This is a genomic window from Sphingobium sp. C100 (genome assembly GCF_000508185.1).
In the GTDB taxonomy this organism is placed as follows: Bacteria; Pseudomonadota; Alphaproteobacteria; order Sphingomonadales; family Sphingomonadaceae; genus Sphingobium.
Map to the genome: position 1 here is coordinate 61,568 of NZ_AYOY01000187.1, position 21,505 is coordinate 83,072.

Below are 21,505 nucleotides of genomic sequence, written 5' to 3' on the forward strand. Positions count from 1 at the left end.
GCACAGCCTGCCCCGCAACGCCCCGCTGAGAGTGAGAGAGTGGACTTGTTTCCCGTGACGGGTTGAAGGTTGGAGAAGAGGTCTCCGACGCCCGTCATGGAGTTTGGTCCCATGAACATGCAAGTTCTCGATGCGCGCCGTGACACCAGCGGCGGTTACAAGGTCGATGTCAGCCGCGGCGAACGGATCGGCCGCGTCTCGTCTGAGTGGTTCTCGCGTCCGGCCGACGAACGCTACCTCTCCTTGTCCGAGTTGGCCCACACGGTCCGCGACCGCACCGAACGCAGCCGGACGCGGGTGGTGGAGAGCGCGCTCATCCACGTCGAGGCGAACCGCAACGACCCGGAACGGCTAGCGCTGATCCTGCCGGGCACCGACATGGCCACCGCGCCAACACACTGGTCCTTTGGACAGCTCGCCAGCCTGGTCGGAGCGCCCGCCGCCTATTTGCGCCAGCTCCCAGCCACACTTGCTGGCATCAACCTGCAATACGGCCTGACCTCCAATCGGGCCGAGCAGGTCAAGACGCTCGAAACCGACACCGGCCGCGTCGAACTGCGCGCCGTCACAGGCCCGGATTATGGCCGGATCTACGATCACGAACTGGTTGAGGCGGTGCAGCGCATTGCCGGCAACGGCACGGGCGACACCCGCTGGAAGGTGCCGGGCGTGCTCGACTGGTCGACCGGGATCTACAATCCGCGCGTCGACATCACCAGGGATACGACCACGCTCTATGCCTCCGACCGCGACGTCTTCCTGTTCCTGGTCGACGACCTGAATCCGATTGAGGCCGGCCGACTGCCGGACGGATCGCCCGACCTCTATTTCCGCGGCTTCTATTGCTGGAATTCCGAAGTAGGTGCCAAGACGCTCGGCATAGCGAGCTTCTATCTGCGCGCGGTCTGCCAGAATCGCAATTTGTGGGGCGTGGAGGATTTCGAGGAAATCACCATCCGCCATTCCAAATACGCCGCCAATCGCTTCGCGCACGAGGCGGCCCCGGCGCTGCTGAACTTCGCGAACTCCTCGCCCCTGCCATTCGTCAACGGCATCAAGGCGGCGCGCGAGCGGATCGTCGCCAGAACAGACGAGGACCGCACCGACTTCCTGCGTCGGCGGGGCTTCTCCAAGGCCGAGACTGGCAAGATCATCGACAGGGTGCTGGCCGAGGAAGGCCGTCCGCCGGAGTCCATCTTCGATTTCGTGCAGGGCATCACCGCCGTCGCGCGCGACAAGCCCCATCAGGACGCCCGCCTCGACATGGAGGGCAAGGCCAAGAAGCTGCTTGATCGAGCCGCCTGATTTCCGCGAAACCGGGGATGCGGTTTTCCGTGTCTCCGGCTTTGCGCTTCCGTGCCTTTCTGGCTTGCCGCTTCGTGGCGCTGCCCCCTTTAGAGGAAGAGGGCGGCGCTTCGCTCCGTGACGGGTTGGAGGTTGAGAGAGAGTCTCTCGGCCGCCCGTCGCGGAGTAATCCCCGATGGCTACTGCTGTTCAGAAGATCATCCTGTCGTCCTCGCGCGACATCCCCTTCAACAAGCTGGTGCTCAGCCAGTCCAACGTCCGGCGGATGAAGGCCGGAGTCTCGATCGAGGACCTGGCGGCCTCGATCGCCCGGCGCGGCCTGATCCAGAGCCTCAGCGTCTTCCCCGTCGTTGACGCCGAAGGCAACGAGACCGGCATGTTCGAGGTGCCCGCCGGCGGCCGCCGCTTCCGCGCACTCGAACTGCTGGTGAAGCAGAAGCGTCTCGCCAAGATCGCGTCCGTCCCCTGCGTGGTCCGCGATCGCGACGGCGTCATCCTTCCCGAGGAAGTGTCGCTCGCCGAGAACATCGAGCGCGCGCCGCTCCATCCGCTCGATCAGTTTCGCGCCTTCCACGACATGCTGACCAAGGGCATGACCGAGGAAGAGATCGCCGCGGCGTTCTTCGTGCCCGTCAACGTGGTCAAGCAGCGGCTGCGCCTCGCGACCGTCTCACCGGTCCTCCACGACGTCTATGCCGACGACGGCATGACGCTTGAGCAGCTCATGGCCTTCACGGTCTCCGAAGACCACGAGCGTCAGACCCAGGTCTGGGACGCGATCAAGGACGCCTGGTCGAAGGAGCCCTATCAGATCCGGCGCATGCTGACCGAGACCACGGTGCGCGCCTCCGACAAGCGTGCCGTCTTCCTCGGCATCGAAGCCTATGAGGCGGCTGGCGGCATCGTCATGCGCGACCTGTTCCAGTCCGACGATGGCGGCTGGCTGCAGGACGTCGGGCTTCTCGATCGCCTCGTCGCCGAGAAGCTGAAGGCCGAGGCCGAGGCGATCGCCGCCGAAGGTTGGAAGTGGATCGAGGTGGCGGTCAGCTTCCCCTACGATGCCGTGCGCGGCCTTCACGAGGTCTCCGGTACGCCGATCGATCTATCGGCGGAGGAACAGGCGACCATCGAGGCGCTCACCGCCGAGCAGGCCAGGCTCGAAGCGGAATATCAGGACGCCGACGAACTGCCCGACGAGGTCGACGAGCGTATGGGCGAGATCGAGACGGCTCTGGCGACGTTCGACGATCGCCCGGAGCACTTCGACCCGACCGACATCGCCATCGCCGGCGTCTTCGTCAGCATCGACGCCGACGGATCGCTTTCGGTCGACCGCGGCTTCGTCCGGCCCGAGGATGTGCCTCAGGTCCGGACCGATGGTGAGGAAGGATCGGAGAAGGAGATCGAATCCGATGGCACCGCGAGCCCGTCGGTGCAGCGCGCCGTCATCACCATCGGCGGCCAGCCTGTCGAACCGGAGGACGATGAGGACGACAGCATCAAGCCGTTGCCCGAACGCCTCGTGATCGAGCTGACCGCCTACCGCACCCTCGCGTTGCGCAACGCGGTGGCGGAAAACCCGCACATCGCCATGACGGCGCTTCTCCACAAGCTGGTCTCGGACAACTTCATGACCCGCATGTACACGGGCGCCATGGAAGCGGGGGTGAAACACATCTTCTTCCCGGTTCAGGACGAGACGCTGAAAGACAGCCCCTCCGCGCGGGCTGTGCAGGAGCGTCACGACGCCTGGGCCGCCGACATCCCGAAGGACGACGACGCCCTCTGGGACTGGCTCGCCGCGCTTGACGATGCCAGCCGCATGGCTTTGCTGGCGCATTGCGTCAGCTATGGGGTCAACGCCCTCTATGAGCGGCCGAACCCGCACAGCGCGGGCGGCGTGTCGCAGCATACGCTCGATATGAGGCTCGCGCAGGCCGACCGGCTGACGCGGGCGACCGGGCTCGACTTGGTCGAAGCTGGGTGGCGCCCGACCTTCGGCAACTACCTCAACCGTGTCACCAAGCCGCGCATCCTCGAAGCCGTCCGCGAGGGCGCCGGCGAACGGGCGGCCCAACTCATCGACCATCTGAAGAAGGGAGACATGGCCAAGGAAGCCGAGCGTCTCCTCGCCGACAGCGGCTGGCTGCCTGAGCCGCTTCGGATTGCCGACGTCGACGGCGATCCGGCATCGGAAGTGGACGGCGGCGGAGAAGCCGACGGGGCCGAACTACCTGACTTCCTCAACGCCGACGATGACTTGGAATCGCCGGCCGATGGCGAAGATGACGAGCGTCACCTCATCGCTGCCGAATGAGCGGCTCGCGGGGCCGCTTCGGCCGCTCCGCAACTTTCAATCCCATCCACTCAGAGCCCGGCACAGCGCCGGGCTCTTTTCGTTTCAGGAGCCTGATATGGCCGAATATCTCACCCGCTTCTCCTGCCTGCTCGACGTCGGCTCGGTCGCCAATGTCGCGCAGGCGTTCGACATCTACACCGCGCTGATGGCCGAGAACGGTCGCGAGGACCCGCCCGCCGAGCCGTTCCTGCTCTCCCTGACGCCCGAACACGGCGCGACACGCCTCTGGCTTCGCGACCCCGGGACCGCCGATCCGCAATTGCTGGTCACCTTCGTCACCCGCTGCGCGGAGACATTCGCGCTCACCGGCACCTGGGGCTTTCAGTGGGCCGGCGTCGCCTCGGAACCTGTCGTCGACGGTTGCTCCGGCGGCGCCCATCTGCTCGATCTCTCCACCGGCCGCACGATCGAGTGGATCAGCACCGGCCGGTGGCTAGCTGAGGGAGGTGTGCGATGATTCCCGACCATGCGCGCGCCCGGCCTCACGGTCGGGCGCTTTTTTATGTCAGCGGACGAGAGGGAGAGGACGGCCGGGACGGGTCGAGTCCGGGCGGTCGAGAGAGAGCGCCGCCGGGCTTGTCCCTTCCGCTCTCCCGAGGTTCCTCCCATGAACATTCTGTCTCCCGTGGCCCTTCCGGCCGCGCCCGGCACCCGTGCGTCCCCGATCCTCGCGGTGGCGCAACAGCTTCTCGATTATCTCGAACGCGGCCAGCGCATCGACGCCGCGATCCTCCGTGCAGCCATGGAAGCAGCCTTCGGCGCATCCGACACCAGTGGCGCCTGGGACTGGAAGGCCGCCTATGAGGCCTGCGAGGTCGCGACAGTCCTCTTCCTGCGCAAATACGGAAAAGCACTTTTCCGCAAAGCCGCATCTCCGGCTGCACGTTTCTCCGCTCTTTCAAAGATCGCCGGGCTCCTGCCGACGCATACGCGGCGCTCGGAAGAATCGCAGGCGCTTCAGCAGTTCTCAACGCCGACGCCACTCGGCCTTGCCGCCGTGGCGGCCGCCTCCATTGCTGCTGGCGATATCGTGCTGGAGCCATCGGCTGGCACCGGCCTGCTCGCCGTCCTGGCCGAGATTTCAGGCGGAACGCTCCTCCTCAACGAGCTGGCCGAGACCCGTGCCGATCTTCTCGCAGCGCTGTTTCCGGCCGTTGCCGTCACCCGCTTCGACGCGGCCCAGATCGACGATCATCTCGCGCCGGACGCCACCCCCTCAGTCGTACTGATGAACCCGCCATTCTCAGTCATGGCAAACGTCTCCGGCCGCGTGGCCGACGCCGCCTATCGCCATGTCGCTTCTGCACTGGCCCGGCTCGCCGATGGCGGGCGGCTGGTGGCGATCACTGGCGCCAACTTCAGCCCCGACCATCCGGCTTGGGCTGCGGCCTTCGTCCGGCTTCAGGAGCGTGGCCGCGTCGTCTTCACCGCGGCCGTGGACGGCTCGGTCTATGCCAAGCACGGCACGACCATCGACACGCGGCTGACGGTCATCGACAAGTTGCCGGCCGACGATCGTTCGGCATTTCCCCCTTCGCCAGGCATCGCACCCGATGTCGACACGCTGCTCGGCTGGATCGCGACACAGGTTCCGCCGCGTCCGACTGCAACCCTGCCGCCAGTGAAAACCTCGGCGTCCGCCGCGTCGCCCCGCACCATTCGCGGATACCGCGCCCGTACCACTGCCGCGCCCGCCACGCCCGCGTCCATCGAGCCGGAAGGCGTCGAACTCCCCTATGAGACCGTGGAGTGGACGCCTGCCGAAAACGACCGGATCACCGACGCGATCTATGAAGAATACGGATTGCAGGCGATCCGTATTCCCGGTGCTCAGGCCCACCCGACCAAGCTGGTGCAATCCGTGGCGATGGCCTCGGTCGCGCCGCCCAGGCCGAGCTACCGGCCCCGGCTGCCCGCCAACATCGTTACCGAAGGGCTTCTCTCGGACGCCCAGCTCGAAACCATCATCTACGCCGGCGAGGCGCACTCCGACTTCCTCGCGGGGTCGTGGACGCTCGATGAGACCTTCGACGTCGTCTCGGCCGCACCCGAAGATGCGCCGAACGCCGTGCGGTTCCGCCGGGGCTTCATGCTTGGCGACGGCACCGGTGCGGGCAAGGGTCGCCAGTCGGCCGGCATCATCCTCGACAACTGGATGCGGGGGCGCCGCAAGGCGGTGTGGATCTCCAAATCCGACAAACTGCTGGAGGATGCGCAACGCGACTGGTCGGCGCTCGGAATGGAGCGGCTGCTGGTCACGCCGCTGTCGCGTTTCCCGCAGGGCAAGGACATCACGCTCTCGGAAGCCGTCCTATTCACCACCTATGCCACGCTACGGTCCGACGACCGCGGCGAGAAGCTTTCGCGCGTCAAGCAGATCGTCGAATGGTTGGGCTCCGACTTCGATGGAGTGATCATCTTCGACGAGAGCCACGCCATGCAGAATGCCGCCGGCGGCAAGGGCGAACGCGGCGACGTCGCCGCCTCGCAACAGGGCCGCGCGGGCCTGCGCCTCCAGCACGCGCTGCCGAATGCGCGCGTCGTCTATGTCTCGGCGACCGGCGCGACCACCGTCCACAATCTCGCCTACGCCCAGCGCCTCGGTCTCTGGGGCGGCGAGGACTTCCCGTTCTCCACCCGCGCCGAATTCGTCGAAGCGATCGAGGACGGCGGCGTGGCCGCGATGGAAGTGCTGGCCCGCGACCTGCGCTCACTCGGCCTCTACACGGCGCGGTCGCTTTCCTATGACGGCGTCGAATACGAACTGGTCGAGCACCAGCTAACTCCTGAGCAGACCGGCATTTACGATGTCTATGCCGGAGCCTTCGCCGTCATCCATAACAATCTCGACGCCGCAATGCAGGCCGCCAACATCACCGGCGGCCCTGATGGCAGTGGGGGCACGTTGAACCGCCAGGCCAAATCCGCGGCCCGCTCAGCCTTCGAATCCGCCAAGCAGCGCTTTTTCGGCCATCTGCTGACGTCGATGAAGACGCCGACGCTTATCCGCTCGATCGAGCAGGACCTGGCGGACGGCCATGCCGCCGTGATCCAGATCGTCTCGACCGGCGAGGCATTGATGGAACGCCGGCTCGCGGAGATCCCGACGGAAGAATGGAACGACGTCCGGGTGGACATCACCCCGCGCGAGTACGTTCTGGATTATCTCGCCCATTCCTTCCCGGTGCAGCTCTATGAGCCCTTCACCGACAGCGAGGGCAACCTGTCGTCGCGACCGGTGTTTCGCGACGGCCAGCCGGTCGAGAGCCGCGACGCCGTTGCCCGTCGTGACCGTTTGATCGAGAGGCTCGCTTCGCTGCCGCCGGTCCCCGGCGCGCTCGATCAGATCGTCCAGCGTTTCGGCACCGACATCGTGGCGGAGGTGACGGGACGGTCGCGCCGCATCGTCCGCAAGACCAGCCCCGGTGGCGTTGACCGTCTCACTGTTGAGAACCGCGCCGGATTGGCCAATCTCGCCGAGACCCAAGCGTTCATGGAAGATCAGAAACGCATCCTGATCTTCTCCGACGCCGGCGGCACCGGGCGCAGCTACCACGCCGACCTGTCGGCGCGGAACCAGCGGCTGCGCGTCCACTATCTGCTGGAGCCGGGCTGGAAGGCCGACGCCGCCATACAGGGCCTGGGCCGCACCAACAGGACCAACCAGGCGCAGCCGCCGCTGTTCCGGCCGATCTCGACCGACGTGAAAGCGGAGAAGCGCTTCCTCTCGACCATCGCACGCCGACTCGACACGCTCGGCGCAATCACGCGCGGCCAGCGCCAGACTGGCGGCCAGGGCCTGTTCCGGCCCGAGGATAATCTGGAATCGCACTACGCCCGCGACGCCCTGCGGCAGCTCTACCTGCTGTTGGTGCGCGGCAAGGTCGACGGCTGCTCGCTCCAGATGTTCGAGGACGCCACCGGCCTCTCGCTGATGGATTCCACCGGCATCAAGGACGAACTGCCGCCGATCACCACCTTCCTGAACAGGCTATTGGCACTGACCATCGACCTTCAGGGTGTCCTGTTCACCGCGTTCGAGCGGCTGTTGAACGCCAAGATCGAAGGCGCCATCGCCTCGGGCAGCTATGACGTGGGGCTGGAGACACTGCAGGCCGAGAGCTTCATCGTCACCGACCGCCGAACGATCCACGTCCATCCTGGCACCGGGGCCGAGGCTCGGCTGCTGACCATCACCCAGCGCCAGCGAAACCGTCCCGTGACGCTGGCCGAGGCGCTCGACCATCTCGATGATCCGGGCGCGAAGCTGCTGGTCAACGAGCGTTCGGGCCGCGCCGCCGTGCAGATCCCGACCACCAGCATCATGCTGGACGATGGCGAGATCGAACGGCGCGTGCGGTTGATCCGACCGATGGAGGCGCACAACATCCCCTTCAAGATGATGGATGAGACCCATTGGATCGACGCGGACCGGGCGGGCTTCACCGCGGCATGGAACGCCGAGGTAGCCGAGGTGCCGGAGTATGCCGAAAGCACCATCCATGTCGTCAGCGGCCTATTGCTGCCGATCTGGAAACGCCTCCCGAGCGAGTCGACGCGGGTTTATCGACTCCAGACCGACGACGGCGAGCGCATCGTTGGCCGCCGTGTCTCCGCCGCCTGGGTAGCCGGCGCGCTCGCGACCGGCACCTCGACCCTGACGCCCGACGATGCCTTCATGGCGCTGATGGACGGGAAGACCATCCTCGACCTCACCGAGGGTCTTCAGCTTCGCCGCGTCCGCGTCATGGGCGCCAACCGCATCGAGCTGTCGGGATTCACCGACGCCATGCGCGATCGCCTGCGGGCCTATGGCCTATTCCACGAGATCATCTCGTGGAAGCTGCGAATGTTTGTGCCGACCGATACGACCGGGGCGACCATCCTCGCCAAGGTGCTGGAGCGCTATCCGGTCGAGCGCGTCAGCGAGCGGGAGGCGGCGTGATGGCACGGCAGGACGCCTCCGAACTGGCATACCGTCTCGGCCGGCAGGCCGAGGCGGTATGCCGCCACTATCTCTCTGCCGGTCATCGCGAGGGCCGCTATTGGCTGGTCGGCGATGTGCGCAACACGCCCGGCCGCTCGATGTTCGTGCGGCTGAAAGGCGGCGAAACCGGCAAGGGCGCCGCCGGCAAATGGACCGACGCGGCCACCGGCGAGTATGGAGATCTGCTGGACGTCATCCGCGAGAGCTGCGGCCTAGTCGAATTCAAGGATGTCGCCGATGAGGCGCGCATCTTCCTGTCGATGCCCCATCCCGAACCGGACCGTCCACATGGTGGCGAGCGCACGTCACCAGCGTCGACCGGATCGCCGGAAGCGGCCCGGCGGCTGTTCGCCATGGCGCAGCCGATTTCGGGCACACTCGTAAAGACGTATCTCCGTACACGCGGCATTACGGATTTGCACGGAACCGGAAGCCTGCGCTTCCATCCCCGCTGCTACTACCGGCCTGACGAACATTCCCCGACCGAGACCTGGCCAGCGATGATCGCATCGGTCACCGATCTCGCCGGGCGTCAAACCGGCGCGCATCGCACCTGGCTCGCTGCAGACGGCTCGGGCAAGGCTCCGATCGACACGCCGAGACGGGCGATGGGCGACCTTCTGGGACATTCCGTTCGCTTCGGTGTGGCTGGCGACGTAATGGCGGCGGGCGAAGGCATCGAGACGATATTGTCGCTCAGGATGGCGCTGCCCAACATGCCGATGGCGGCGGCGCTTTCGGCGGCGCATCTCTCGGCCATCCTGTTCCCCGACACGCTGCGCCGGCTCTACATAGCCCGCGACAATGATCCGGCCGGCGACGGTGCGATGGCGACATTGATCGAACGGGCGAACGCGGCCGGGATCGAGGCGGTCGTGGTGTCTCCAAACCTAGGCGACTTCAACGAGGATCTTCGCCTAGCTGGCCTGGACAGCCTCCGGGCAGCGACCCGGGTGCAGATCGCGCCACAGGACGTCGCACGCTTCATGGCGCTGGCGGCATAGGCCGACAGGAGAATGCAGGCTGCGGGTGCGCCGTCGTCGGCATCGCTCGGATGATCTTGAGGTCGGAGAGAACCGCGCCCCGGCCTTCGAGAGGGCGATCGGCCAGCAAACGGCCCGGACCCGCAATGTCTGCGGCGGACTATTTTCCGGCGCGGCCAAGGGCCGCTTTCCATCGCGAAACAAAATAGCCCGCCTTCGTCATCCTCCGCTGTGCTCCGGCCCTCCGCTTCGCTGCGGGTGCAGGTCCGAACCGCCCGCCGGCTTTCGTCGCCATGAAGGCCGCGAGGGTCGCGGTCGAACCGACGGAGCATCCCGATGAGCGAGCACGACGACTTTGAACCGCACCACGCCTCTTCACCCACCGACCATGTCCTGAGCGAACTCCAGCTTTACGGCTACCGTCCCTTCACGGATGAGCCCGATCCACGACCGCTTCCGGAGGGCGACCATGTCGCCGGCGCCATCGCCGATATCTTCGACGCCCTGATCGTCACTCTGGAGGACACCCGCCTCGAGCCCGACCTCGACGATCTCCTCTGGTCGACGGTCAATGTCTTCCACCGAGCCACCGACCGGATCGAGCGCGAGTTGGACAACAATGAGCAGGCGCAGCGTCGCGGTCAGCGCGAACAGGATGGCAGCGAAGTAAAGGCCGTCGAGCTGGAACGCCTGACGGCGGAGGGCCAAACCATGATCGAACGCCGCAACGCCTTCGAGTTAATGCGCGACCAGGCCGCCGAACACTATGAGCGCCACACCGGGTCGAACTGGCGTCCCCGCAGCGGGTCGATGGTCAACCACCGCAATCTCACCTCGGCGATGATCGACAGCCGGGACTTCCTTGCCGCCAAGAAGCGCGCCGACAATCAGGTGCTGCTACCCGCCGGCCCGAAAATCGCCTTCACGGGTGGGCTCGACTTCAACGATCACCACCTGATCTGGGCTAAGCTCGATCAGGTTCACGCCAAACATCCCGACATGGTGCTGCTGCACGGCAAGTCGCCGAAGGGCGCCGAGAAGATCGCCGCCAAATGGGCCGACACCCGCAAAGTGCCACAGGTAGGCTTCGCCCCCGACTGGACGAAACATGCCAAGGCCGCGCCGTTCAAGCGCAACGATCAGATGCTCGACGTCCTGCCGATCGGGGTGATCGTCTTTCCCGGCACCGGCATTCAGGACAATCTCGCCGACAAGGCGAAGAAGCTCGGCATTCCGCTGTTCGATTTCCGTCCGAAGGGAGGCGGCGCGTGAGCGCCGTCACCCCAGGTCGACGCCCCAGAACTTCAGCACCGCGAGCACTTCCTCCTTCGGATAATGGAGGAAGGCCGCATTCGCGAGGTCGGCCTTCAGCTTGCCCTTCCGCTTGGCAATCTCGCGCTCGATCCGTTCCCCGAACGGCGCTGTACCCGGCGGAAGCAGTCCAGGGCGCTCTGGACAAGGCCAGCGCTTCGGATAGCCTTCGGGAATCCAGCCGTTCTTGACCCTCTCATATTGCTCGGCAACCGATGGATGCTCGCAAGCCCAGCCGTAAAGGTGGAAAGCGCACACCCGCAGCATCGCCTTGATTTCAGGCATCGTGTCCGTGAAGCCTTTGAGCGGGGTCGGCAGCCACACCATATTGGCGACGCAGGAGAAGTAGCGCAGATCCTGGACGACGCTGCTTTGCTGAGCGAACGAGGGATCGTCGTATCCCCAGATGTGACACACGGTCCAGTTCTTCGGCTTCGGCGCCGCGACGCCCAGAGCCGCCACGAGTGCATTGAGCGCGGCGACATTGCCCTCGAACTTCTCAGCGGTGATCTTGGTCGCCTTTTTCGTGTTCGTGTACCGGCGCGACCACACAGCGTCATAGAGCGGCCGTCCGCGAGCCGTATGCGGCGCCCATACCGGCAGACGCCGGAAAGTCTCCAGATTCACCCACCGGGCCGTCCGCTCGATCAGTTCGACCACTGCCGGAAGATCATCTCGAAGGGCGTCGTTGCCGTCTGGTATGTGAAATCCGGCTGCCATCGTTTGCTTGCGCCCTCCTGCCTTCCGACGCGGACGACCAGGACACTGCTCGAATCCAACGCAGTGAATTGCTGTGGGGCGATCCTAGCACTCGGTCGAAGCGAGAAACCATCCCCCGCTTCCATTGCGCTAATCGTTGGTCCAGCCGCTGGCCTGACGCCATCAACCCGTAAAGGGTCGGACTACGCAAAGCGTGCCGCCGCTCCAGCTTCGCCTACGCGGTGATTGCGGCCATCGGCCGGACACCTCGGGCGCCTGTCGCGCGGGAGATGGTCTCCCGCCTCCAAGACAGGAGCCGGTCATATGTCCCTCAATCAAGCTCACGCCTTCGCCTTCAGCCTCGCCGCCACCCTCATGGTCTCGATCGTCATCTTCCAGGCCGGGGACGGCACCATGGGCGTCATGCCCGCTGGCGAATATGACGGCGAAGCCGCCGCCATCGTTCACGAGATCGACCCCTTCGCCCGCTAATCGCGGGCAAGGCGACAGGGCCGCAAGCGGAAGTCCCACGGGATTTCCGCTCCCGCCCTGCCTTCTCTTCGGCTATACTATCAATGCGCCGTGGTGGTGGTGGAGGCGCAACCGTCAGACCTTTATCTCACGGAGAACACCACCATGGTCTTCATCGACATCCTCTCCAGCATCGCGGCGATCGGCGCCCTGTGCTGGCTTCTATTTACACTAGCTGTCTTCGCGCTGCCGTTCTTCGCGGGCGTCAGCGCCGCGACTTGGGCCTATAGCACCGGTGCCGGTTGGCTCGGAGCGATCCTCGTCGGCCTCTCCGCCGCCGCAGTGACGCTCGGCCTCGGCCAGTTCCTGCTCGCCTTCATCCGTCCGCTCTGGATACGGCTCGCGAACGCACTCGCCTCGTCGCGCCCGCGGCGCTCGCCGGCTACCACGCGACGCATGGCATCGTGAAACATACCATGCCCTCCGACATCTGGCAGCTCATCTTCTCAGTTATCGGCGCAATCGCCGTTGGCGTCACGGCGCTGATCCGGATGACGGCCATGGGCACGCCCGGGCCAACTGGGCAGACCATCGTGCGAACCTGACATCGGTGCAGGCGGCGGCGGGATGGTCAATTGATGTTTTAGCGGTCGCGCCTTCCTCGTCGCCAAGCTCGCTTGCAATCGCGCTGACCGGATCGACGGTTAACCCAACTGACGCGCCATGCCATCGGTGACGGCGCCGGTGGCAATGCCGTGGCAGCGCGCAGACGGTGCGAGTGCCGGGAGGGGGCGATCTCGTGGGCGACGGGCAGGAATCGGCGCGACGTAGCGTCTGGCGGAGCTGGTTTGACCCGCGGTGTCAGACGTCGCTACGGTCCATCGGTCGGTATGGTCGCCACGTTCTCCTTTGATGCGTCTCTGTCATGCCGACCGCTCCAAAACGGCCTCTTCAATGGCTGATCTGGCCGAAGGTCGGCTGCGCCTCGATCGCCTATGCGGCAACAGCGGCGTCGAAACTTTCTTCCCCTGCCGGCTGCGCCGTCATTCCTCGCGAGGCAAGAAAGCCTCTCCTTTGCTGTCAGGCCCCTGCGGGGTGCGCCGTCAATCGCCTCCGGCCTCTCGATCGCCATCGAGGCCGCAATGGTGCGGGCTCGGAACAGCGTTCAAGGAGAACTACCATGGCGACCATCGGCACCTTCAAGAAGACCGGCAACAACGAGTTCACCGGCGAAATCGTCACCCTCAGCGTCCAGACCAAGAATGTCCGCATCGTCCCCGAGGCTCGCGCCACCGGCGAGAACGCCCCCAGCCACCGCGTGTTCGTCGGCCGCGCCGAGATCGGCGCCGCCTGGTCCAAGACCTCCAACGAAGGGCGCGCCTATCTGGGCCTGAAGCTCGACGACCCCAGCTTCAACGCCCCGATCTACGCTAACCTCTTCGACGACGAGGAAGGCGAGACCCTCTCGCTCATCTGGTCCCGTCCCAACGGGCGCCGGGGCGACTGAGGCCCCGCGCGAGGCCCCGACCGGAAGGCCGGGGCCTCGGCTTTGCTGCGACCGAATCAGTTGCGATGTCGGCGGCCTGACAGAGGGCGAATAAGCACTTCCGACTGGAATACGCTGCCAAGAACGACTATTATAGTCGTAGTTTTGGCGTACGCGTAGGTCCGTGTGGGAGGTGATCATGCATGATCACCGCCCGACAGTTTCGGGCCGCACGCGCGTTGCTGGGTTGGACACAGGAGACGCTCGCTGACAAGGCCCGGGTCTCATTGACCGCGCTCAAACGCCTCGAATCCACCAGTGGCCTCGAGGTTTTTGAGAGCACGCGCGATGAGGTGAGACGGGCTTTCGAACGCGCCGGCATTGTCTTCTTGAACTCAGATCAGGGCAAGGGAGTGCTGCTCGTTGATGCGAAGAAGGAAACCTGACGTTCCACAAGTCGCGGCGTTGCAAATTCGTCTCGCGTCAAGGTCATGCGTTATCATTCCGATCAAATCACGGTTAACAATATCCTCCAGTTTGGATACATCTCGCGATCGGGGGATGTTGTGACCAAAGACGATTTTCTCGACCAGCCGCCGGCTGGGGCGGCATTGACCGCCTATGACGAGGCGCATCTGAAGCTGTACGTCCGGCTGCTGGATGCCGACGCTGAAAAAGCCGACTGGCGCGAAGTCGTCGAAGTCCTCTTCGGCCTTGATGCCAAGGCCGAACCGGAACGCGCTCAGCGCATCTACACCAGTCATCTCGACCGCGCGAAATTGATGACGAAGAGCGGTTTTTGCGAGTTGCTCCAGGGCCGCCTGCACTGAAGTGATGCGTAAACCGCATCACGTTGCGGCCACTTCGTTCTTCCCGCGCTCCGTTCAACCCGGAATCGTATCCTCTGCATAACTCGCGTTGTAGACCTTGCGCGGAGACGGTGGAGATGTCCGAAGATGAAAGTTGGCGGTCTGAAGCCGCCTATGACTATATCGACAAGTTGACCCCCGGCGATCTTGCCTGGGAGTTCCTGCGTCGCAATCCCGATTACAGACGATCATATCGAGAGTTGGTTGCCGTCGGGCGACTGACCGAAGACGTCGCCCGACAGTTTGCCGAGCAATGGGGGTTGCGATTTCGTCGCCGACCCTCGCAACTCGGCACTCATCCAGCCGATCTTTTGGACCCCGCAAACCGATCCGGCGACACTCCCTTTCGCCAGCGGACCGAGCCCGGCGGGAGAAATCCGCCTCCGCGCTGAGAATCTGCGCACCCACGCCATCCTTGAGCATGATCCTGGTTTGATCCGGCTCGCACTGCGTGGCGAGCCCCACGATGTTGCCCTGGTCGACGTCGATGATGCCCGCCCCCTCGGCGCATTCGTCATGTTCGACGAATTGACGCCTGACCGGCTGACTGCGGTTGAACGCCTGTGGCATGCAATGTTCGGCAAGCGCGTGCCGCCGGATCCACGCATGACGCTACAGAGACGTCAGCGCGCCCGCCAGATGCTGCGCGCTGTCGACGCGCGCGAGAGCGGCGCCATCTACCGCACCGTCGCCGAGCATCTCTTCCCCCAGCACAAGATTGACGCAGCTTCCTGGGTCGGCGACCCGATCCGGGAGATCACCATCCGTCTCGCCCGCGACGGCATGAAGCTGGTTCGCGGCGGCTATCGGACATTGCTGCGCCGCCCACGCCGGGATCGCTGATACCCGCTCGCGTGTCGATTTTAGCATCTTACTTCGACATCGTCCGGGGCACCGTCTTCGCGCCACCGTGGTCGCAACCCGCCGCTTATTCGAAGCGGCCGCCCGCGAGACCACGGAGGTGCGATCATGGCCGAAAGAGCCGCCAATTTACCGCCACGCTACCTGAGAACGCAGGAGGCGGCGCGCTTCCTCGGCCTTTCCGAACGCACTCTTGAAAAACACCGGACCTACGGGACCGGTCCGATCTACCGCAAGCTCGGCGGCCGCGTCGTCTATTCCGTCGACGACCTTCAGGCCTGGGCGGATCGCGGTCTCGTCACCTCCACCTCCGATCCGCGCGGCGGCACCGTGCTGCCGGCCAAACGCCAGATCGCTTCGCCCGCCACCGCCGGCGGCCGCTTCCCACGCTGAGGCGGCCGGCCATGCTGTCCCGCCACACCCATCACGATGACCGCGCGCAGCTCGATCTGTTCCGGGCGCTGCCCGGCGATCTCGCGCCCCGCGACGCGCAGGACCTTATGGCCTATCCGTTCTTCTCGCTCGCCAAGTCGAAGCGCCTGGCGCCGATCGACTTTAAAGCGGGCTCGGTGAAGATCCGCGTGGAAGCCGTGCCCGAGCACGGCATGGCGACGATCTGGGACGCGGACGTCCTGATCTGGGCGGCCTCGCAGATCGTCGAAGCGCGCGATGTGGGCTTGCGCCCCTCTCGCCTGATGGCGACCACACCATACGAAATCCTGAACTTCATCGGCCGCGGCGTCAGCTTACGTGACTACGACCGCCTGAAGGCGGCACTCGATCGATTGCAATCGACCACGGTGGCGACCTCAATCCGCCAGCCGACCGAGCGGCGAATGCACCGCTTCTCCTGGATCAACGAATGGAAGGAGCGCGCCGATCACCGCGGCCGCCCGCTTGGCCTCGAGCTGATCCTCCCCGACTGGTTCTACGGCGCCGTGCTCGACGACGCGCTCGTGCTGACGATCAACCGCAAATACTTCGACCTCACTGGTGGCCTGGAGCGCTGGCTCTACCGGTTGGTGCGCAAGCACGGCGGTAAACAGGAGTTCGGCTGGAGCTTCGACTTCCCCCACCTCCATGCCAAGTCCGGTAGCCTCTCGCCGCTCAAGCACTTCGCCTACGACCTGCGCGACATCGTCCGCCGCCAGCCGCTGCCCGGCTACCGGCTCACCATCGAGCAATGCGTCGGCGGTCCAGAAATCCTGTCCTTCGCACCCACCGATCTCGACGCGCTCGGCATTCCGCGCCGCCGTCGCCGCTCGACAACTCGCCCTGGGGATAAGCTGTGAATAGTCTCGTGCTATCAGGGACCGGCCCTATCGTGCCATTGGGGACCGGACTCTCGTGCTATCGGGGACCGAAATCCTCGATTTCTCGCGCTAAATCAGCAGCTTGCGAGCCCCGTAACTTATCTAACCTAGATTCCTTCGGAATCTTTCTAACGGAAGCGGCTTTTTCGCGCCGTGTGGACGAGTCCCCGTTTCCCGGGAGACCGTCATGATCGTCGCGCTCCTCAACCAGAAGGGCGGCGTCGGAAAGACGACGCTGGCGCTGCATCTCGCTGGCGAATGGGCTCGCAACGGCAAGCGCGTCACGCTGATCGACGCCGATCCGCAAGGCTCGGCTCTGGACTGGTCGCAGCAGCGTAGCCGGGAGGGGTTGGAGCGGTTATTCGGTGTCGTCGGCCTGGCGCGCGACACCCTGCATCGCGAGGCGCCGGAGCTGGCGCGTGACGCCGACCATGTCGTCATCGACGGTCCGCCACGCGTCGCCAGTCTGATGCGCTCGGCGCTGCTCGCCGCGGATCTCGTGCTGATCCCGGTGCAGCCGTCGCCCCTCGACGGCTGGGCGTCGGCCGAGATGCTGACGTTGCTCAGCGAAGCGCGCATCTACCGCCCGCAGCTTGCCGCCCGCTTCGTACTGAACCGCTGCGCGGCCCGCACGGTGCTCGCCCGCGAAACCGCCGAGACGCTCGCCGATCACGACCCGCCATTGCTGGCGACGACCATCGGTCAGCGCATCGTCTTCGCCGATGTCCTGCAGACCGGCCGGCTCGCCGCCGAGCAGAATGAGGATTGTCCGGGTGCGCGCGAGATCACCGCGCTCGCGGCCGAGGTGACGAGGATCGGCGCATGAGCGAACGATCCCCCAAGCGCGGCTTCGCATCCCGGCCAGGCGATCCAGAGAGCTGGATCAAGGCGCCTGATCGCCAGACGCAGCGCTCTCTACCCGCCGATGACTTCTCAGCCCGACTGACCATCGACGTCACCGCCGACATGCGTGGCCGCATCAAGATCGCGGCCTTCCAGCGCGGCCAGACGGTCGCCGACATGCTCCGCGCGCTGTTCGAGCGCGAATTCCCATCAGCCCAAGGAGACGCTCAATGACCGGCCTTGCCGCCGCATCCGCGCGCCCCGGCCGCGCCCTTCATGCACCGCAGGAAGATCTCACCCAGGTCGAGCTGGTCTGGATAGAGAAGCAGATCGAACACTGGATCCGCTTCGGCCGCGAGGTCCGCGAACAGGTCCTCGACCGCCGCCGCCGCATCCTCTTCCTCCCTCCCGGTGCGACCTTCGCGCTGGTGCGCTGGTCCGCGAACGAGCACGGCACCGTGCTCTCCCGGCTCGACATTCTGCGCGCGGTCGCTTCCGGCGAACCCTGCCACACGCTCCCGACCGTGACGCCCGGCGGCGACATCCTGCTACGGGTCGATGGCTGGCCGAAAGTGGAGCGCGTGCTCCAACTCATCGACGCGGTCGAGGCCATCGGGATCGATCCAGTTGATGTCTCACCCGATCACTGGCGGCACGTCCATAACCGCCTGACCGCCGGCGAGACGCCGCGCGGCTACACCATGCAGCGCCATCGCGCCTTCCTTTCCCGCCGGAAGATTGGCGCATGAGCCGGCTCGGCTACGCCATCACCACGACGGCCGCCGTGTCGTTGCTCGGCATTCTGTCGCTCGTTTCCTTCGCGCCGAAGCTGATCTGGAACGCCTCAGCCAGCACGCCCATTGGCCTCTACTCCATCGAGCCGGACCGGTCACCGGACGTCACCGATCTGGTCGCCGTGAATGCGCCCGAGCCGCTCGCGAGCTTCCTCGCTGAGGGCGGTTATCTGCCGCGCGGCGTGCTGCTGGTGAAGCGCGTCGTGGCACTTCCTGGCCAGCGGGTTTGCAGGACGGGCGTCGCGATCACCGTCGACGCCGTGCCCATGGGCGAGGCGCTGGATCGCGACCGCCACGGCAATCCGCTGCCCGTCTGGCAGGGCTGCCGCGTCGTCGCCGAGGGCGAGCTGTTCCTGATGAACTGGGAAGTCCGCGACAGCCTCGACGGCCGCTACTTCGGACCGCTGCCTGCCTCGGCCGTGATCGGTCGGGCCATCCCTCTCTACACCGACGAGGACGGCGATGGCCGCTTCGTCTGGCGCGCGCCAACGCGGTGACGGCGAGCCCATGCCCAACCTCACCGCAATCTGAAGGAGGAAATCATGTCTCTGATCGGTCAATTCACCCGCGACGATGGTGGCTTCATCGGCCACTTGGAAACACTCCTGCTGCACCAGGACATCATCATCATTCCGGCCGAGCCGTCCGATGCCGAGAATGCGCCGGATTTCCGCGTGTACGTCTTCGACAGTATGAACAACGAACCCCGAGCCGAACTCGGCGCGGGTTGGAAGCGCACCGGCGAGAAGGCGGGAGATTACGTCGCGCTGCAGCTTGATGATCCATGCTTTCCGCAGCCGATCCGCGCAAACCTGTTCCAGTCGGCCGACGACAAGTCCGCCTGGGGCCTGCACTGGAACCGCCCGCCCAAGCGCGGCGAGCGGGACTGAGCGATGCCGGCCCGCCGCCATCGCGCTGTTGTCGGACGGTTTCCCACCGTCCGGCACACAGTCTTCCTTCTCCTTTCCGGCCTGTTCACCGGCCTGTCGTCGACCGTCCCGGCCGCCGCACAAGACGCGTCGGTGGAGCGCGCATCACTTAGCGATCCCTATGCCGATCATATCGCCGACGCAGCGCGCCGGTTCGGCATTCCGGAAACGTGGATTCGGGCCGTCATGCGCGTCGAAAGCCGCGGTGATGTGCGCGCGATCTCACCCAAGGGCGCGATGGGGCTGATGCAGATCATGCCAGCGACGTGGGGAGATTTGCGCACCCGCCATGGTCTCGGCGGCGATCCATTCGACCCACGCGACAACATCATGGCGGGCGCCGCGTATCTGCACGAGATGCACGATCGCTACGGTTCGCCCGGCTTTCTGGCGGCCTATAATGCCGGTCCCGGGCGCTACGAGGAATATCGCGCCACCGGTCGCCCATTGTCGACCGAAACCCGCGCCTATGTCGCCGCTCTCGCACCGATCATCGGTGGCGGCGGTCTTGCTGCCCCCGTCACGGTAGCGACCGCCGATCCGCTCGCCTGGACCCATGCGCCGCTCTTCATCGTGCAGGTCGATAGCAGGACGGGTGCAGATCGGCCGCAGCCCGACGGGGATACCGCTGCACCATCTGCGCCAGATTCCGCAGCCGATCCGGCACGGTCTGGACCGCGATCGGACGGGCTGTTCGTGGCGCGAACCGGCAGTGCGGGGCCGCGATGATGGGCTTCGCACTCCCTGCGGCATTGTCGGGCTCTGGCGTAGAATTGGCGTCAGAAGTGGGAAAAGCAGTCATCACAACCGCACGATGGCAGGATAAAGGGCCGCGATGTGCGGCCTTGTGCGGTTGTGGTTTTTCAAGGGGTTATGGCGCGTTTACGCGATGTGCGCCTGATCGGCGCAGCCTGCGCGCGCGGCGCTTTCCCAACGATTTCCTGGGCTTTGCGCGATGTGCGGGGCCATGCCCATGAGCGCCGACGACGATTTCCGCATTCGGCCGGGCCGTATCCGTTCAACGCGCGCCCAGCAGGCCAGGCCGTTCATCGCGCAGGCACTTGCCGCCGCGCAGAAGGCCGGAGGCGCAGTCTCCAGGCGTGGTCAGATCGGCCCCGGCAACCGCTCACGCTTCGGCCGCGGCCAGCGCGCGGCGGTGCAGGCCAACCGGCTGCTCACCGCCCGCTCTCGCGGGGCCGTCGTCAAGGCGCGCGTCGTGCGCCAGGGCGGACGCAATGCGCCGCTCGGCACCCACCTCAATTATCTGCGCCGCGAGGGCGTCACCCGGGATGGAGAGAAAGCGCGGCTGTTCGGCCCCGGCCGGGACGACGTCGATCCCAAGGCCTTCGCCGAGCGGTGCGAGGACGACCGGCATCACTTCCGCTTCATCGTGTCGCCCGACGACGCGGTGGAGATGGCGGACCTCAAGGGCTTCACCCGCGAGCTGGTCGGGCAGTTGGAGAAGGACCTCGGCACGAGGCTCGATTGGGTCGCGGTCGATCACTGGAACACCGAGCATCCTCATGTCCACCTGATCGTGCGCGGCGTCCGCGACGATGGCGAGAACCTCGTGATCTCGCGCGATTACATCAAGGAGGGCATGCGCGACCGGGCCCGCGACCTCATCACCCAAGAACTGGGACCGCGCACCGATCTGGACATCCGTCGCACCATCGAGCGCCAGGTCGAGTCCGAGCGCTGGACCAATCTCGATCGTCAGCTCGCGCGCGACGCCTACAGGACCGGCGTCATCGATCTCGCTCCGCATCCCGACCGGCAGCCGGACGGATTCCACGCCCTGAAGGTCGGGCGGCTCCGCAAGCTCGAGGGGCTCGGCCTCGCCAACGAGATCGGTCCCGGCCAATGGACGATCTCGGAGAAGGCCGAGGCGACGCTACGCGACCTCGGCGAGCGCGGCGACACCATCAAGCGCATGCACCGCGCGCTGACCGACCGCGGCATCGAACGTGGCGCGGCCGACTATGTGCTCGCAGGCGAAAGCCTGAACGATCCCGTCGTCGGCCGGTTGGTGACGCGAGGTCTCGACGACGAGCTCAAGGGCACGGCCTATGCCGTGGTCGACGGCGTCGATGGCCGAACCCACCACATCAAGCTGCCCGATCTTGAGGCCGCCGGTGACAGCGCGCCGGGTTCGATCGTCGAACTGCGCAAGTTCGACGATGCGCGGGGCCAGCGGCGCGTCGCGCTTGCTGTTCGCTCGGATCTCGACATCTCCGCCCAGGTTACCGCGACCGGCGCGACCTGGCTCGATCGGCAGGCGATCGCCCGCGAGCC

Annotated in this window: 24 protein-coding genes; 23 read left to right on the plus strand and 1 reads right to left on the minus strand. The window is 65.7% G+C overall.

Going from position 1 to position 21,505, the window contains the following annotated elements:
* The first annotated feature begins 111 nt into the window (after positions 1-111).
* The 6 genes from C100_RS43755 (at position 112) to C100_RS43780 (ending at position 10,906) form a co-directional block, all read left to right on the plus strand.
* On the plus strand, positions 112-1,305 hold the full coding sequence (locus C100_RS43755) for a hypothetical protein (RefSeq protein WP_024021486.1): 1,194 nt from the start codon (positions 112-114) through the stop codon (positions 1,303-1,305).
* Positions 1,306-1,480: 175 nt separating this feature from the next.
* On the plus strand, positions 1,481-3,622 hold the full coding sequence (locus C100_RS43760; protein ID WP_024021487.1) for a ParB/RepB/Spo0J family partition protein: 2,142 nt from the start codon (positions 1,481-1,483) through the stop codon (positions 3,620-3,622).
* 97 nt (positions 3,623-3,719) lie between these two features.
* On the plus strand, positions 3,720-4,121 hold the full coding sequence (locus C100_RS43765; RefSeq protein ID WP_024021488.1) for a hypothetical protein: 402 nt from the start codon (positions 3,720-3,722) through the stop codon (positions 4,119-4,121).
* A gap of 150 nt (positions 4,122-4,271) precedes the next feature.
* The gene (locus tag C100_RS43770) at positions 4,272-8,609 is read left to right on the plus strand and encodes a strawberry notch family protein (RefSeq protein WP_024021489.1); all 4,338 of its coding nucleotides are present in this window, start codon (positions 4,272-4,274) and stop codon (positions 8,607-8,609) included.
* On the plus strand, positions 8,609-9,655 hold the full coding sequence (locus tag C100_RS43775) for a DUF7146 domain-containing protein (RefSeq protein ID WP_024021490.1): 1,047 nt from the start codon (positions 8,609-8,611) through the stop codon (positions 9,653-9,655). The genes C100_RS43770 and C100_RS43775 overlap by 1 nt, the downstream gene beginning before the upstream one ends.
* A 315-nt stretch (positions 9,656-9,970) precedes the next feature.
* A complete protein-coding gene (locus tag C100_RS43780; RefSeq protein ID WP_024021491.1) occupies positions 9,971-10,906 on the plus strand; it encodes a DUF2493 domain-containing protein in 936 nt (311 codons plus the stop codon).
* Between the two features lie 6 nt (positions 10,907-10,912).
* Here C100_RS43780 and C100_RS43785 read toward each other — a convergent pair whose 3' ends face one another.
* Positions 10,913-11,665: a hypothetical protein gene (locus C100_RS43785; protein ID WP_024021492.1), complete on the minus strand. Its 753-nt coding sequence runs from the start codon at positions 11,663-11,665 to the stop codon at positions 10,913-10,915.
* Between the two features lie 303 nt (positions 11,666-11,968).
* Between C100_RS43785 and C100_RS48895 the strand changes: the two genes are divergently transcribed.
* From C100_RS48895 to C100_RS43845, 17 genes are all read left to right on the plus strand, one after another.
* Positions 11,969-12,136: a hypothetical protein gene (locus C100_RS48895; RefSeq protein ID WP_162833680.1), complete on the plus strand. Its 168-nt coding sequence runs from the start codon at positions 11,969-11,971 to the stop codon at positions 12,134-12,136.
* A 144-nt stretch (positions 12,137-12,280) separates the two neighbouring features.
* Positions 12,281-12,583 carry a hypothetical protein gene (locus C100_RS43790; protein WP_442800328.1) on the plus strand — a complete coding sequence of 101 codons (303 nt, stop codon included), beginning with the start codon at positions 12,281-12,283 and terminating at the stop codon, positions 12,581-12,583.
* Positions 12,580-12,720: a hypothetical protein gene (locus tag C100_RS49585; RefSeq protein ID WP_442800329.1), complete on the plus strand. Its 141-nt coding sequence runs from the start codon at positions 12,580-12,582 to the stop codon at positions 12,718-12,720. The genes C100_RS43790 and C100_RS49585 overlap by 4 nt, the downstream gene beginning before the upstream one ends.
* 575 nt (positions 12,721-13,295) lie before the next feature.
* A complete protein-coding gene (locus tag C100_RS0125325) occupies positions 13,296-13,622 on the plus strand; it encodes a DUF736 domain-containing protein (protein WP_031310163.1) in 327 nt (108 codons plus the stop codon).
* A gap of 182 nt (positions 13,623-13,804) precedes the next feature.
* Positions 13,805-14,047 carry a helix-turn-helix domain-containing protein gene (locus tag C100_RS43795; protein ID WP_024021493.1) on the plus strand — a complete coding sequence of 81 codons (243 nt, stop codon included), beginning with the start codon at positions 13,805-13,807 and terminating at the stop codon, positions 14,045-14,047.
* Between the two features lie 45 nt (positions 14,048-14,092).
* Positions 14,093-14,431 carry a DUF2285 domain-containing protein gene (locus C100_RS0125330; RefSeq protein ID WP_024021494.1) on the plus strand — a complete coding sequence of 113 codons (339 nt, stop codon included), beginning with the start codon at positions 14,093-14,095 and terminating at the stop codon, positions 14,429-14,431.
* 116 nt (positions 14,432-14,547) lie between these two features.
* A complete protein-coding gene (locus C100_RS48050; RefSeq protein WP_188583788.1) occupies positions 14,548-14,862 on the plus strand; it encodes a transcriptional regulator domain-containing protein in 315 nt (104 codons plus the stop codon).
* Positions 14,863-14,902: 40 nt separating this feature from the next.
* Positions 14,903-15,313 carry a DUF2285 domain-containing protein gene (locus tag C100_RS49005; RefSeq protein ID WP_235219134.1) on the plus strand — a complete coding sequence of 137 codons (411 nt, stop codon included), beginning with the start codon at positions 14,903-14,905 and terminating at the stop codon, positions 15,311-15,313.
* 126 nt (positions 15,314-15,439) lie between these two features.
* Positions 15,440-15,724, plus strand: a complete 285-nt coding sequence (locus tag C100_RS43805) for a helix-turn-helix transcriptional regulator (RefSeq protein WP_024021496.1) — start codon at positions 15,440-15,442, stop codon at positions 15,722-15,724.
* Positions 15,725-15,735: 11 nt separating this feature from the next.
* The gene (locus tag C100_RS43810) at positions 15,736-16,623 is read left to right on the plus strand and encodes a replication initiator protein A (RefSeq protein WP_024021497.1); all 888 of its coding nucleotides are present in this window, start codon (positions 15,736-15,738) and stop codon (positions 16,621-16,623) included.
* Between the two features lie 208 nt (positions 16,624-16,831).
* The gene (parA, locus tag C100_RS43815) at positions 16,832-17,470 is read left to right on the plus strand and encodes a ParA family partition ATPase (protein ID WP_024021498.1); all 639 of its coding nucleotides are present in this window, start codon (positions 16,832-16,834) and stop codon (positions 17,468-17,470) included.
* Positions 17,467-17,721 carry a hypothetical protein gene (locus tag C100_RS43820; RefSeq protein WP_024021499.1) on the plus strand — a complete coding sequence of 85 codons (255 nt, stop codon included), beginning with the start codon at positions 17,467-17,469 and terminating at the stop codon, positions 17,719-17,721. The genes parA and C100_RS43820 overlap by 4 nt, the downstream gene beginning before the upstream one ends.
* Entirely contained in the window at positions 17,718-18,236 is a 519-nt protein-coding gene (locus tag C100_RS43825; RefSeq protein ID WP_024021500.1) for a DUF2840 domain-containing protein, read from the plus strand. Before C100_RS43820 ends, C100_RS43825 begins: the two co-directional genes overlap by 4 nt.
* Positions 18,233-18,778 (plus strand): S26 family signal peptidase, encoded by a 546-nt coding sequence (locus tag C100_RS43830; protein ID WP_024021501.1) that lies wholly within the window; start codon positions 18,233-18,235, stop codon positions 18,776-18,778. Before C100_RS43825 ends, C100_RS43830 begins: the two co-directional genes overlap by 4 nt.
* A 45-nt stretch (positions 18,779-18,823) precedes the next feature.
* Positions 18,824-19,171, plus strand: coding sequence for a DUF736 domain-containing protein (locus C100_RS43835; RefSeq protein ID WP_024021502.1), 348 nt, complete (start codon positions 18,824-18,826; stop codon positions 19,169-19,171).
* A 3-nt stretch (positions 19,172-19,174) separates the two neighbouring features.
* Positions 19,175-19,939, plus strand: coding sequence for a lytic transglycosylase domain-containing protein (locus C100_RS43840; protein ID WP_024021503.1), 765 nt, complete (start codon positions 19,175-19,177; stop codon positions 19,937-19,939).
* Positions 19,940-20,183: 244 nt separating this feature from the next.
* On the plus strand, positions 20,184-21,505 hold a 1,322-nt coding region (locus tag C100_RS43845; RefSeq protein WP_024021505.1), incomplete at its 3' end, for a relaxase/mobilization nuclease domain-containing protein.